General features: G+C 74.1%; 11 protein-coding genes. 5 read left to right on the top strand and 6 right to left on the bottom strand.

Annotated elements, in window-relative coordinates:
• Positions 1-124 precede the first annotated feature (124 nt).
• Positions 125-1,162: an NAD-dependent epimerase/dehydratase family protein gene (locus tag OG357_RS36010; RefSeq protein WP_329625100.1), complete on the top strand. Its 1,038-nt coding sequence runs from the start codon at positions 125-127 to the stop codon at positions 1,160-1,162.
• Positions 1,163-1,196: 34 nt separating this feature from the next.
• Here the strand turns inward: OG357_RS36010 and OG357_RS36005 are convergent, their stop codons facing one another.
• Positions 1,197-2,057: a glutathione S-transferase C-terminal domain-containing protein gene (locus tag OG357_RS36005; RefSeq protein ID WP_329625099.1), complete on the bottom strand. Its 861-nt coding sequence runs from the start codon at positions 2,055-2,057 to the stop codon at positions 1,197-1,199.
• A 492-nt stretch (positions 2,058-2,549) separates the two neighbouring features.
• Between OG357_RS36005 and OG357_RS36000 the strand changes: the two genes are divergently transcribed.
• The 4 genes from OG357_RS36000 (at position 2,550) to OG357_RS35985 (ending at position 6,464) form a co-directional block, all read left to right on the top strand.
• Positions 2,550-3,005, top strand: a complete 456-nt coding sequence (locus OG357_RS36000; RefSeq protein WP_329625098.1) for an RrF2 family transcriptional regulator — start codon at positions 2,550-2,552, stop codon at positions 3,003-3,005.
• A 192-nt stretch (positions 3,006-3,197) separates the two neighbouring features.
• The gene (locus OG357_RS35995) at positions 3,198-4,544 is read left to right on the top strand and encodes an acyl-CoA dehydrogenase (RefSeq protein WP_329625097.1); all 1,347 of its coding nucleotides are present in this window, start codon (positions 3,198-3,200) and stop codon (positions 4,542-4,544) included.
• A 177-nt stretch (positions 4,545-4,721) separates the two neighbouring features.
• Complete coding sequence (locus OG357_RS35990; RefSeq protein ID WP_329625096.1) at positions 4,722-5,594, top strand: universal stress protein; 873 nt, start codon at positions 4,722-4,724, stop codon at positions 5,592-5,594.
• Between the two features lie 138 nt (positions 5,595-5,732).
• Entirely contained in the window at positions 5,733-6,464 is a 732-nt protein-coding gene (locus OG357_RS35985) for a CAP domain-containing protein (protein ID WP_329625095.1), read from the top strand.
• Between the two features lie 28 nt (positions 6,465-6,492).
• Here OG357_RS35985 and OG357_RS35980 read toward each other — a convergent pair whose 3' ends face one another.
• The 5 genes from OG357_RS35980 to OG357_RS35960 all read right to left on the bottom strand — a co-directional run bounded on the left by OG357_RS35980 (position 6,493) and on the right by OG357_RS35960 (position 13,788).
• Positions 6,493-7,953, bottom strand: coding sequence for a sigma-70 family RNA polymerase sigma factor (locus tag OG357_RS35980; RefSeq protein WP_329625094.1), 1,461 nt, complete (start codon positions 7,951-7,953; stop codon positions 6,493-6,495).
• Between the two features lie 118 nt (positions 7,954-8,071).
• A complete protein-coding gene (locus OG357_RS35975) occupies positions 8,072-8,362 on the bottom strand; it encodes a hypothetical protein (RefSeq protein WP_329625093.1) in 291 nt (96 codons plus the stop codon).
• Between the two features lie 121 nt (positions 8,363-8,483).
• A complete protein-coding gene (locus tag OG357_RS35970; protein WP_329625092.1) occupies positions 8,484-10,703 on the bottom strand; it encodes an NADP-dependent isocitrate dehydrogenase in 2,220 nt (739 codons plus the stop codon).
• 43 nt (positions 10,704-10,746) lie between these two features.
• Entirely contained in the window at positions 10,747-11,817 is a 1,071-nt protein-coding gene (locus tag OG357_RS35965) for a phosphatase PAP2 family protein (RefSeq protein ID WP_329625091.1), read from the bottom strand.
• A 120-nt stretch (positions 11,818-11,937) separates the two neighbouring features.
• Positions 11,938-13,788 (bottom strand): glycoside hydrolase family 15 protein, encoded by a 1,851-nt coding sequence (locus OG357_RS35960; protein WP_329625090.1) that lies wholly within the window; start codon positions 13,786-13,788, stop codon positions 11,938-11,940.
• Positions 13,789-13,889: the final 101 nt, after the last annotated feature.

Here is a 13,889-nt window from a genome sequence, read left to right as displayed (position 1 = left end):
TCCTGGCTCCCGAGTCGCTCCATCCTGACGGTCGTCGACCACGCCCGCGACCCGCGCGGGCACGCTGCGTTACGGGGCGGGTTCCGGAGTGCGCTTCCGCCGCCCATGGCGGAGGGTCGGAGACATGAACCCGAGCACGCGACAGCGGGTGGTCGTCACCGGCGCCACCGGCAACGTCGGTACGAGCCTGGTACGGGCGCTGGCCCGCGAACCGCGGGTCGGTTCCGTCCTCGGGCTGGCCCGGCGCAGGCCCGGCCTGGAGCTGCCCGGCGTGGAGTGGGCCGAGGTCGACCTCTCCCGGGAGGGCGACGAGCCGCGGCTCGCGCAGTACGTGGCGGACGCGGACGCGGTCGTGCACCTGGCCTGGCGGTTCGGGCCGACGCACGACCCGGTGAAGACCTGGCGGACCAACGTCCTGGGCGCGGTGCGCGTCTTCGACGCGGTCGCGGCGGCGCGGGTGCCGGTCCTCGTGCACGCCTCCTCGGTGGGGGCGTACTCCCCCGGCCCGAGCGGTGGCGCCCCCGTGTCCGAGGCCTGGCCGACGCACGGCTGGCCCGGCGCCGCGTACACCCGGGAGAAGGCGTACCTGGAACGGGTCCTCGACACCTTCGAGCGTGACCATCCGCTGACCCGGGTGGTCCGGATGCGCCCGGCCTTCCTCTTCAAGGAGGAGTCGGCGAGCGGGCAGCGGCGGATCTTCGCGGGACGATTCTTCCCCGGTCAGCTGATGCGGCCGGAACTGCTGCCGCTGCTGCCGGAGTTCGAGGGGCTCCGCTTCCAGGTCCTGCACACCGAGGACGCCGCGGACGCCTACCGGAGGGTGCTCCTCCGGGACGTCCGCGGCGCGTTCAACCTCGCTGCCGAACCGGTGCTCGACGCCGAGACGCTCGGCCGGCTGCTGCACGCCCGGCCGGTGAGGGTCCCGGCCGGAGCGGTACGCGGCGCGCTGTCCGCGGCCTGGCGCCTGCGGCTCGCCCCGGCCTCCCCCGGGCTCTTCGACGCGCTGCTGCAGATGCCCCTGCTCGCCACCGAGCGGGCCCGGCGGGAGCTGGGGTGGGAACCGTCGGCGAGCTCGCTGGAGGCCGTGGAGGCGTTCCTGCGCGGGGTCCGCGCGGGCACGGGCGACGACACGGCTCCGCTGGCCGGCCACCGCATCGGCTGAGGTGACGCCGCGCGACCCGCGGCCGCCTCCGCCGTCAGCCCGTGGCGCCGGACCAGTCGACGAGCCGGATCCCGGCGCCCGCGGCCTCATGGCCACGACAGTCGGCGAGGTGCCGGAGCAGCATGGCATCGATGTCGAGGTGGCGGGCGAACTCCGGGCGGGCGGCGAGGCGCTGGGCGTACGCCCAGAGGGCGGGATGCCCGGCGACCCGGTCCATCGCCGCGGCGTCCAGGTGCCAGCGGTGGACGGTGTCGAGCCGTACGAGGGTGACCCAGACCTGGACGTCGGCGGCGGTCGGGCCGTCGCCGAGGACGTACGGGCGGCCGGTCAGGCGCCGCTCCAGGGAGCCGAGCGCCGCGAAGAGGACGCCGAGCGGGTCGTGGTGGGCGGCGTCGCCGTCGAGGCCGAGTTCGCCGGCGCGCTGGGCGGCCCGGTTGACGCTCCGCTCGCAGAGGTCGGCGATGGCCTCGATCTCGCCCCGGTGCTCCTCGGGCAGCAGGTCGGGGCCGTCGCCGCGGAAGCGCAGGGCGAGGTCCCGCAGGATGTCGGGCACGTGCGTGCTGACGATGCGCCCGGTCCACCCGTCGCTCAGGACGGGCGCGGCGGCCGGTCCCCGGTACAGGTGGGCGCTCGCCTCGTACAGCGGACGGAGCGCGGCGTACCCGCCGTCGGGCATGTCGGGGGTCCCGGGGAGCACGGTCAGCGGAAGGGTGTCGTCGAGGCCGAGCAGGCCGTGGGTGAGGGCGATGCTCAGACAGCCGGGACCCGACGGTGCCAGATGGAGGCGGTAGCGGTGCGGTACGGCGTAGTGGCCGCTGCGCACGTCGCGGCCGATCCGGCCGCGGAAGGCGGGCACGGCGGAGGCGGGCAGCAGCGAGGACGGGACGACGGACATGCTTCTCCCTGGAGGGTGCTCGGTGCTGGGGCCGGGGCGGTGCGCGGCGGCGACGGTCGCGGTGGCGCGCGACGGAGTCGGCTGCCGGGCAGGGCCCGGAGGCAGCAGAGGAACGGGAAGGAGGAGACGGGCGGACCGCGGCGAGGTGCACGTCCGGTCCCGGAGCCCGGCCCGGACCGAAGCGGGCCGGAGCGGCCTGGGCGGGGCGGACGGGCTCAGCGGACGCGGTGAACGCCCCGGCGGGGACGGCGACTCGCGGCGCTGCAGACCCGCAGCAGATCGATGTGGCGGCGGGACGTGAGGGGCACGGAGCACGGGAGGAGCACGGCGTGCGCGGTGTCCCGCCGGCCGGCGTGTCCCATGATTCCCTACCCGTTCACTCGGTTTTCTCTTTCACGAGTCTCCGACCGGGCACCCGTGACGTCAAGGGTGCGGGACGCGCCGCCTCCGGGGCGCACGGATCCGGTCAGGGGCGTGCGGGATAATGCGAGCATGCGCATTTCAGCCAGGGCCGACTACGCGGTACGCGCCGCCCTCCAGCTCGCCGCCGCCCAGGACGCGGGGCCGCTGAAGGCCGAGGCGATCGCCGAAGTCCAGGGGATCTCCCACAAGTTCCTGGAGGGCATCCTCGGCGACATGCGCAAGGGCGGTCTTGTCCAGAGCCAGCGCGGCGGCAACGGCGGGTACTGGCTGGCCAGGCCGGCCGAGTCGATCTCGGTCGCGGACGTCATCCGCTGCGTGGAGGGCCCGCTGGTCTCCGTGCGCGGCGAGCGGCCCCCGGACCTGGCGTACACGGGGCCCGCCGAGTCGCTGCTCCCGCTGTGGATCGCGCTCCGCGCGAGCGTGCGCGAGGTGCTCGGGGTCTCGCTCGCCGAGGTGGCGGCGGCCGAGCTGCCGGCGGACATCACCGCGCTCGCGGACGACCCGGAGGCATGGACGAACCCCTGAGGGGGTGTCCGAAAAACGCCCACCCGACCGATTCCCGACACAGCCAACTCCGCGCGACCTGCGCCGACGTGACGACATCTCACCGATCAAGACGCGCATGTCCAGCCCTCGGACGCCTCTTGGGGGCAGGCGACCGCCTCTGTCACTATCCCTAGTATTCCAGTGGGGATACAAGGGATCGGGTGAGGTGACGTGAGTACGCCGAGGAAATCGCTCAGGAGAACCGCGATACGCACCGTCCCGGCACCGGCCGACCGGCCCGCGGACGACGAGATCTGGCCCCGTGTCACCCGCGAGCTCGCGGACGACCTCGCCGTCGACGCGCCGGCCCGTGACCGGGCGGGCAAAGCGCCCTTCGACGAGGTCGCCCGGCTCCAGGAGGCCGGCCTGCCCGCCCTCCTCACGGCGCCCGGCGCGAACCGGCGGGGCGCGGACTGGCGGGCCGCGTCCGCCGTCGTACGGGAGATCTCCGCCGCCGACAGCTCGGTCGGCGAACTCCTCGCCCACCATTACGTCCTGTCCTGGAGCAGCCGGTTCTTCGGACGGGCGGAATCCATGGAAGACGCGGCGGACACGAAAGACACGGCAGGCGCCCCCGCCCCCGACCTCGACGTACGGACGGCCGAGGAGCACTGGCTGCTCGGCGGGGGCGTCGAGCCGCCGCGTACCCGGAAGGACCCCGGCCTCAGACTCACGCCCGACGCGGGCGGCTGGATCCTCGACGGGCGCCGCGCCTTCGCCTCCGGTGTCGCCGTCGCCGACCGGCTCGTCGTCGGCGCGCGTCCCGGCGGGACCGGCGACTGGCTGATCGTCCTGGTGGACCCGGCGCACCCCGGCGTGTTCACCGACGCCGGCACGGACCGGGTCGGGCAACGGGTCTCCGGCGCGGGCACCGTCACCTTCGACCACGTCCCGGTCCCGGCCGACCAGGTCCTCGGACTGCTCCCCCACGACGAACACGCCGTCACCCCCTTCGCCGCCCTCGCCCCGCTCGCCCTGCGGCTGCTCCTCGTCCAGGTCGGACTCGGCATCGCCGAGGGGGCGCTCGCCGAGGCCCGGGACATCAGCCGCGCCGGGCAGGCCGGACCGGCCCCGGCGCCCTCGGCCGACGGCAGGCCGTCCGCCGTCGGCGCGGATCCGCTCGGGACGGACGACGACCCCTACCTGCTCCTCGCGTACGGCGAGCTGGCCACGGCCGCGCACGCCGCCTCCGCGGTGGTGGAGCGGGCGACGGACGCCCTGGCCCGCGGTCTCCTCGCCGGACGGACGCTGAGCCCCGAGGAGCGCGCCGACATCGCCGTCCTGGTCTCCGCCGCCGAGACGGTCACCGGCCGGGCCGCCGTCCGCATCACGACCCGCGTCCTCGAACTCGTCGACGGTGCCGAGGGCGCCGATGCCCAGTCAGGGGGCCCGGGCTTCGACCGCTTCTGGCGCAACGCCCGCGCGCTCACCGCCCACACGCAGCCGGCCCATCGGCTCCGCGACATCGGCGACCACTACCTCAACGGCACCCACGCACGGCTCACCCTGCCGGCCTGACATCACGACAGAACGACCGCACGACCGCACGACCGCCGGACCGCACGGCAGAAGGGACGGACGGTCCGGCATGTCGGGACGTCCGTCCCTCTCTTCGGGCTGCCGATGGGCCCAAGCTGGAGGGAGGAGGGCCCCGCCGCCCGGGGGGCCCGTCGCGCTACCGACGGAGGCAGTCCGATGAGTCGTGAGATCGTCGCAGGAGTGGACGGTTCCCCGGAGAGTCTCGCCGCGGCCGACTGGGCCGCCCGCGAGGCCCTCCACCGGGGGCTCCCGCTGCGGCTCGCCCACGCGTGGCGCTGGGAACCCCTCGACATCCCGCTGGTCCAGGACCGGGCGAGCCAGGAGCGGGCAGCCGACGAGGTCCTGCGCGAGGCCGAGGCGACGGTCGCACGGCGCCACCCGGACGTCACTCTCACGGCCGAGGTGCTCCCCGACACACCGGTCGCGGCGCTGCTCGGCACCGAGCCACGGGCCGAGATGCTCGTCATCGGCTCACGCGGCCACGGCGCCGTCACGGGCTTCCTGCTCGGCTCGTACGGGCAGCAGATCATCGCCGCCGCCGGCCGGCCCGTGGTGGCCGTCAGGTCCCGGGACGGCGAGCCCGCCGAGCCGCCGGTCGGCGACGTCCTCGTCGGCCAGCTCGGCAGTCCCGAGGACAGTGCCGCGGCGCTCGGCTTCGCCTTCGAGACCGCTGCCGCGCGCGGGGCCTCGGTGCGGGCCGTCCGCGCCTGGAGCCTGCCGCCCCTCTACGCGTACAGCCCGGCCTCGATGCGGATCGCCGACGAGGCCGGCGGTCTCGTCCCGTACGAGGAGAAGGCGCTGCGCGAGGCCTTGGCGCCCTGGCGGGATCGGTTCCCCGAGGTTCCGGTGACGGAACACGTCGAACTGGGCAGCGCGGGGCAGGTGCTGCTCTCCGCCTCGGGGGCGGCCCAGCTCCTGGTGGTCGGCCGGCGGGCCAGGCGCGGCGCCGCCGGCCCGCGCATCGGCTCCGTGGCCCACGCGGCGCTCCATCTCGCGCCGTGCCCGGTGGCGGTGATCCCGCAGGGCTGAAAGGCTCTGACGTGCGTTGACGCGTCGGGTTGACGAGGAGTGTCGGGGCGGCCGGGGCCGGAAAGGGTTAACGCCGTCGCCCCGGTGGCTCTCCCAGCGCCGGACCGTCCGGCGACCTCGGTGAGAGAGCGGAGCTCCATGCGGTACCACGACCATCCCGGTCCCCCCGACGCCCCTGAACACGTCGATCACGCCGAACACGAAGAGCAGGTCGTGCGGGACGGCGGGCGCCACCGGAAGGGCCACGGATCACGGCGGCGCGCTCTTCGGCGTCCGGGCTTCCGTACGACCGTCACCGCCGCCGGGTCCGCGGCCGTCGTCCTCACGGTGGCGGGCGGGGTGTACGTGGCCACCCCCGCCCCGGCCGCCGGCACCTCGGCCGTCGCGGCACCCGCCACGGCCGATGCCGGGGCAGGACCCGCCACCGCCGAAGCCGGAGCCGGTGCCGGAGCCGGAGCCGGTGGAGCCGACGCCGTCGGTACCGTCTCGGAGTACGTCCAGCAGGTCGTCGTCCTCGCCAACACGGAACGGGACAAGGCCGGTTGCGGCCCGCTCCGCGCGGAGAGCCATCTGCGGACCGCCGCTCAGGGGCACGCCGACGACATGGCCTCGCGCGACTACTACGAGCACGACAGCCCGGAGGGCCGAGACGCGGGCGACCGGATGACCGTCGCCGGGTACACGTGGTCGACGTGGGGGGAGAACATCCATCGCGGGCCGAAGACCCCGGCGCAGGCGATGGAGGAGTGGATGGGCAGTCCCGGACACCGCGACAACATCCTCAACTGCTCCTTCAAGGACATCGGCGTCGGGGTGACCCTCACCGCCAACGGCCCTTGGTGGGTACAGAACTTCGGCGCCAAGGGCTGATCCGCCGGCCCCCGGCCCGTCCACCGGTTCAGGAGGCCGGGGCCGCCAGCTTCTGCACCCAGATCGTGCCGCCGGGACCGGGCACCGACGCCACTCCGGTGTCCCGGTACCGGCAGTCCAGCATGTTCTCCTCGTGCATCGCCCCGTCGGTCCAGTCCTCGACGACGGCCGCCGGGTCCGCCGCGCCCTGGGCGAGGTTCTCGGCCCAGGCGCTCCAGTCGTACCCGGCCGCGGTGATCCGCGCGTCCGCGAAGTCGCCCTCCGGGCTGCTGTGCGCGTAGTAGCCGCGCGCGACCATGTCGCGGGCGTATCCCCGGGCCGCCGCGACCAGGCGCGGGTCGGTCCGCAGCGGGGCGCAACCCGCCGCCGCCCGCAGCCTGTTGACCCTCTCCGTCACCCGCTCCTCGACGGTGGGCGCGGGTGCGGGGGGCGTGGTGCGGCGGGGTGCCGGGGTACGGGTCGTGGGGGCCGGGGCCGCGACGGTGGCCGCCGTGGTGGTGGGGGGCGCCGGGGTGGTCGGGGGCGCGGGTGCCGGGGTCGCGGCGCGGGGCCGGTCGGGTGTCACCCGTACCTCCTCCTGCCTCGGTACGAGCACGGCGAGCGTGCCGAGGACGACGACGGTCACGGCTCCGGCGAGGCCGGCCCGCCGTATCGGCGTCCACCAGCCCACGGGCTCGGCCGCGAAGGTCTCCGCGCCGGGCCGGGCGAGGGCCGCCGCGGCCAGCGGGGGGACGAGGCCGATGCCGACGAGCAGGCCCTCGACGGGGGCGAGGCCGCGGCTCCCGGTCGCCTGCCCCGTACAGGCGGCGCAGTCGCGCAGGTGGCGGGCGATCCGCTTGCGCCAGAGGGGCGAGGGGCGGCCGTCCCAGCCGGTGAGGGACTCGGCGAGTCGGGGGCACGACGGGTCGGCGTCGAGGGCGCGGACCACGGCCCGGCCGGTCTCCAGGCGTTCCTTCATCCGCTGGACCCGGACGGCGGCGTGCTGCGGGGAGACGCCGAGGCCCTCGGCGAGTTCGGTGCGGGTGAGTTCCCCGGCGGCCTCCAGCCACCACAGGGAGAGGAGTTCGCGGTCCTCGTCGTCGAGCCAGCGGGTGGCGCGGGCCACCTCGCGGCGCTCTCCGGAGAGGCGGAGGCGGAGGATGGTGAGTTCGGTGAAGTCGCCGGCCGGGTCGGCGAGCTCGGCCGCCCCGTCGAGGCCGGGCACGGGGGCCTGCCGGTTCTCGCGCCAGCGACGGCGTATCCCGTTCATGGCGATGGCGACGAGCCAGGAACGGAAGCGGGCCGGGTCACGGAGCCCGGCGAGGCCGTCGAGGGCGCGGACCAACGTCTCCTGGACGATGTCGTCGGTGTCGGCGTGGCCGTCGAGGGCGCGGCCGACGACGTTGTGGACGAGGGGCAGGTACGCGCGTACCAGCTCGTCCCTGGCGTGCGCGTCACCGGCCCGGGCCGCCTCCACCAGGGCGGTGGTGCGGCGCTCGTCGCTGTGCATGGGTCTGCTCCCTCATCCGTGATCCGAGTCCCCCGTCGTTCGGAGACCCGTGGGAGCGGGAGGGATAACACTTCCTGCGGTATGACGGTATGCGTCGCGACCGTGCGAGCCCTCGCGACTACGGTACTGCTCCGGGCAGCGACGGGACCGTGGCCCCCTTGCCTTCCCGGACGGCCTCCACGACCGCGTCGTGGAGATCTCGGCTCTCCTCCTCCGTCGCGCACGGAACGGGACTGCCCGACATGGTGAACCAGTCGGATGCGCCGCTGTACTGCACGGCCACGCGTGCCTCGCGCTCGGCCCAGGTCGTGTGCACGGTCAGATCGCCCGTGACGACTCCGGCCTCGTCGGTCAGCACCCCACCACGCCCGGTGTAGACACCGGCGGTCGTCCAAGATGCCCAGCTCATCCATCCAGGTTCACACCCGGACGGCGGATGCGCCACCGACGGGACCGCCCCGACCGGAATCCTTCCGGCCGGGGCGGTACGTGTCATCCGCCGGGAGCGGGTGACCGGGTCGCGCGCCGGATCAGGCGAGAGACGCGAGGGCCTCGTTCAGCGTGGCGGACGGGCGCATCACGGCCGCGGCCTTGGCCGGGTCGGGCTGGTAGTAGCCGCCGATCTCGGCCGGGGAGCCCTGGACGGCGACGAGCTCGTCGACGATCTTCTGCTCGTTGGCGGCCAGCGTCTCGGCGAGCGGGGCGAAGGCCTTGGCCAGCTCCGCGTCCTCGGTCTGGGCGGCGAGCTCCTGGGCCCAGTAGAGGCCGAGGTAGAAGTGGCTGCCGCGGTTGTCGATGCCGCCGAGGCGGCGGGTCGGCGACTTGTCCTCGTTGAGGAAGGTGCCGGTGGCGCGGTCCAGGGTGTCGGCGAGGACCTGGGCGCGGCCGTTGCCCGTGGTCGTCGCGAGGTGCTCGAAGCTGGCGGCCAGGGCGAAGAACTCGCCGAGGCTGTCCCAGCGGAGGTAGTTCTCCTTGACGAGCTGCTGGACGTGCTTCGGGGCGGAGCCGCCGGCGCCGGTCTCGAAGAGGCCGCCGCCCGCCATCAGCGGGACGACCGACAGCATCTTGGCGCTGGTGCCCAGCTCCAGGATCGGGAAGAGGTCCGTCAGGTAGTCGCGGAGGACGTTGCCGGTGACCGAGATGGTGTCCTCGCCGCGGCGGATGCGCTCCAGGGAGAACTTGGTGGCCTCGACCGGGGACAGGATCTTGATGTCCAGGCCCTCGGTGTCGTGCTCCGGCAGGTACTGCTCGACCTTGGCGATCAGCTGGGCGTCGTGGGCGCGCGCGGCGTCCAGCCAGAAGACGGCCGGGGAGCCGGTGGCGCGGGCGCGGGTGACGGCGAGCTTGACCCAGTCCTGGATGGGCAGGTCCTTGGTCTGGCAGGCGCGGAACAGGTCGCCCTCGGCGACCTCCTGCTCCAGGACGACGTTGCCCGCGGAGTCGACGAGGCGGACGGTGCCGGCCTCGGCGATCTCGAAGGTCTTGTCGTGGGAGCCGTACTCCTCGGCCTTCTGCGCCATGAGGCCGACGTTCGGGACGGAGCCCATGGTCGACGGGTCGAAGGCGCCGTGGGCGCGGCAGTCGTCGAGGACGACCTGGTAGACGCCCGAGTAGCTGTGGTCCGGGAGGACCGCGAGGGTGTCGGCCTCCTGGCCGTCCGGGCCCCACATGTGGCCGGAGGTGCGGATCATGGCCGGCATCGAGGCGTCGACGATGACGTCGGACGGCACGTGCAGGTTGGTGATGCCCTTGTCGGAGTCGACCATCGCCAGGGCGGGGCCCGCGGCGAGCTCGGCCTCGAAGGAGGCCTTGATCTCCGCGCCCTGCGGGAGGGCCTCCAGGCCCTTGAGGACGCCGCCGAGGCCGTCGTTCGGGGTGAGACCGGCGGCGGCGAGGACCTCGCCGTACTTCGCGAAGGTCTCCGGGAAGAAGGCGCGGACGACGTGGCCGAAGACGATCGGGTCGGAGACCTTCATCATCGTGGCCTTGAGGTGCACGGAGAAGAGCACGCCCTCGGCCTTGGCGCGGGCGACCTGCTCGCTCAGGAAGGTGCGCAGGGCGGCGGCGCGCATGACGGCGGCGTCGACGACCTCGCCGGCGATGACCTTCAGCGGCTCGCGGAGCTCGGAGACCGTGCCGTCGGCGGCGGTGAACTCGAAGCGGAGGGTGTCGTCCTGCGCGATGACGGCGGACTTCTCCGTGGAGGCGAAGTCGTTGTCGCTCATGGTGGCGACGTTCGTCTTCGACTCGGGGGTCCAGGCGCCCATGCGGTGCGGGTGGGCCTTGGCGTAGTTCTTGACCGAGGCGGGGGCGCGGCGGTCGGAGTTGCCCTCGCGCAGGACCGGGTTGACGGCCGAGCCCTTGATCTTGTCGTAACGGGCGCGGACGTCCTTGTCCTGGTCCGTCTGCGGGTCGTCCGGGTAGTCCGGGAGGGCGTAGCCCTGCGCCTGGAGCTCGGCGACCGCGGCCTTCAGCTGCGGGATGGACGCCGAGACGTTCGGCAGCTTGATGATGTTGGCGCCGGGGGTCTTGGCGAGCGCGCCGAGCTCCGCGAGGGCGTCGGCGATGCGCTGGCCCTCCTCCAGGTACTCCGGGAAGACGGCGATGATGCGGCCGGCGAGGGAGATGTCCCGCGTCTCGACCGTGACGCCGGCCTGCGAGGCATACGCCTGGATCACGGGCAGGAACGAGTACGTCGCCAGGGCAGGCGCCTCGTCAGTGTGGGTGTAGATGATGGTCGAGTCAGTCACCGGGTGCTCCGCTCCACGTCTGCGTATGCGAGATTGCTCGACATCAAGATATCTCGTGATCGCGGTCCTCCGTAAAGGGCCCCACGAGCTCGCCGTCGTGCGGTGCCCCCGCGGCCTCCACGAAGGGGCCGCCGAGGCGGTACGGAGCGGGGGCCCCGTCCACGGCGACGCGGCGGAGCAGGGTGAGCAGGAGCAGTCCGGCGGCGGCGGTGACGCCCGCGGCGAGGGCCTGTCCGCAGCGGTGGGCGAGCCGGAGCTCGGCCGGGTCGTAGGGGGCGGTGGCGGGCAGGCCGAGGGTGTCGCCGAGGAGCCAGACGCCGGCGCCGAGCCCCGCGGCGGCGAGGACCGCGAGCGGGACGGTCGCGAGGAGCACGTGCGGGAGGGGGCCGCGGGGGGCGGGGCGGATCTTGCCCTTGCGGGCGAGGAGGCCGACCAGGCCGCAGAAGACGGCGAGGACGACGAGGGCGGCGGCTATGAGGTCGCCGGGACGGTGGTCGCCCGCCGCGATGGTGTACGCGCCGACGGCTCCGGCCCAGAGGGTGCCGGCGAGGACGGTGGGGCCGCGGAGCCGGTACGGGACGACGAGGGCGAGACCGAAGGCGGTGCCGAGGGCGAGGGTGGTCTGGGCGCTGGGGAAGCCGCTCTGGAGGAGAGCGCCGCCGGCGTCGAGGAGGCGGGGGCGTGGCGCGTACCGCTGGAGGAGCCCCGTCAGCGCGAGGCAGGTGACGAGGGCGCCGGCGACGGCTCCGGTGAGCGCGTACCGCTTGCGTAGGAGGCCGGTGGCGAGCAGCAGGACGCAGCCGAGGACGAGGGAGAGCGTGGTGAGCCCGGCGAGCGAGGGGTGCTCGCGGAGGACGGTGGCGGCGGCGGTGTCGGCGCGCCGTCCGGTGAGGGCGGCGTCGCCCCAGCGACGGCCGGTCGCGGTGAGCACGAGGCCCGCGTAGACGACCGTGAGGAGGAGGACGGTCCCGAGGCAGGCACGCCGGGTCCGGGTGCGGACCCGGGTGCTGAAGGAGCCGGCGGCCTCGCCGGCCACGGCGGCGTACCACCAGGTGTCACCGGTCTCCAGCGGCCTCGGGGTGCCGCCGGCGCGGAGCCTGTCGTAGGAAGCCATGCCCCGATTCGAACCCACGCGCGGCGCACCCGCCCGCTGGATGCACCCGAACGACACGCCGAAGGTTCTGGCGGGGCTGTGTGCCGCTTCCCGGCGGCTCGACCGGACGCGGCGGGGCGCTCACGCCACGGCGAGACGGTGGGCGGCCGCCCGGTCGTGGCGGCGTGTGCCGTACAGCGTGAAGGCGGTGTTCACCAGTGCCACGTGGCTGAGCGCCTGCGGCGTGTTGCCGAGCTGGCGGCCGGCCACCGGGTCCCATTCCTCGGCGAGCAGCCCGACGTCGTTGCGGATGGCGAGGACCCGCTCGAAGACGGTGCGGGCCTCGGCGGGGCGGCCGGTGGCGGCGAGGGCGTCGGCGTACCAGAACGTGCACGCGACGAAGGCCCCTTCGGTGCCGCCGAGGTCGTCGAGGCGGTGTGTCCCGCCGTCCCGGACGTCGCCGTACCGGCGGAGGAATCCGTGCCCGTCGAGCCGTCCCATCGCCTTGACGGTGCCGAGGACCCGGGGGTCGTCGGCGGGGAGGAAACCGAGCCGGGGGATCAGCAGGGCGGTGGCGTCGACCTGGGGGCTGCCGTAGTACTGCGTGAACGACTGCTGCTCCTCGCTCCAGCCCTGGGCGCAGATCTCCGCGTGGATCTCGTGGCGCAGGGCCTGCCAGCGGCGCACGGTGCCGCGCAGGCCGGCGACGCGGGCGAGGCGCACGGCGCGGTCGGCGGCGACCCAGGCCATGACCTTGGAGTGGACGAAGTGGCGGCGCGGGCCCCGGACTTCCCAGATGCCCTCGTCGGGTTCCTGCCAGCGCGTCCCGAGGTATTCCAGGAGCTCGGCCACCAGCGCCCAGGCCGGCGGGTCGACGGCGACCCCGGCCCGTACGGCCGAGTAGACGGTGTTGAGCACCTCGCCGTAGATGTCGAGCTGGAACTGGTCGACGGCCGCGTTACCGAATCTGACGGGGCGTGAATTCTCGTAGCCGGGAAGCCAGTCGGCGTACGTCTCGGGAAGCCGGCGCTGCCCCTCGACCCCGTACAGCGGCTGGAGGTCGGCGGGATCGCCCGCGACGGCCCGGAGCAGCCAGTCCGTCCAGGCCATCGCCTCCCGCCGGAATCCGCCGCGCAGCAGACAGGACAGGGTGAAGGTGGAGTCGCGCAGCCAGCAGAAACGGTAGTCCCAGTTGCGCTGCCCTCCGATGCTCTCGGGGAGGGAGGCGGTGGCGGCCGCGACGACACCGCCGGTGGGGGCGTAGGTGAGGGCCTTGAGGGTGAGGAGGGAGCGGAGGACGGCCTCCCTGGCCGGCCCTTCGTAACGGAGCGCGCCCGCCCAGTCGTTCCAGAAGTCGAGGGTACGCAGAAGGGTGGCGTCGATCTCGGCGGGCGAGGCGGTGGGGGGCACGGAGGCGTGCGAGGGGCGCCAGCCGAGGACGAACGCGACGCTGCTCCCGGCGGTGACGGTGAACTCGACGGTCGTACGGTCCGACGTGACGACGGGGTCGGCTCCGGGGCCGCAGGAAAGATAGGCGGCGTCGGGTCCCGCGACGCAGGCGACGGTGTGCCGGTCCAGCGCACGGGTCCAGGGCACGATGCTGCCGTGGTGGAAGCGGAGTCTCGACTCGCCGCGCATGGCGACGCGGCCTGCGATCCCCTCGACGACGCGGACGATCCTCGGCCCGCTCTCGTGGGAGGAGTCCGGGGAGCGCGGGGGCATGAAGTCGGTGACCCGGACGGTGCCGGTGAGAGACTCCCAGAACGTGTCGAGGACAAGCGTGTCGCCTCGGTAACTCCTGCGCGTGCAGCGGGTTTTCCCGACCGGGGCGAGGATCCACCGGCCGTGACCGGGATCGCCGAGGAGGGCCGCGAAACAGGCGGGCGAGTCGAAGCGGGGCGCGCACCACCAGTCGACGGACCCGTCGGTCCCGATGAGCGCGGCCGTCTCCAGGTCCCCGACGAGGGCGTAGTCTTCAATTCGCCCTGCCATGACCGGATTGTATGCCGTTCAGAAATCTCGCGCAGAAACAGCGGCGGCGGGGAAGGGTATTCTTTCGCGGCCTTCCGCATATTCTTCCGGTTTCCTTGACG

It is taken from the genome of Streptomyces sp. NBC_01255 (assembly GCF_036226445.1).
Lineage (GTDB): Bacteria > Actinomycetota > Actinomycetes > Streptomycetales > Streptomycetaceae > Streptomyces.
The sequence above is the reverse complement of the archived record's forward strand: the minus strand, read 5'-3'. Positions and strand labels throughout refer to the sequence as shown.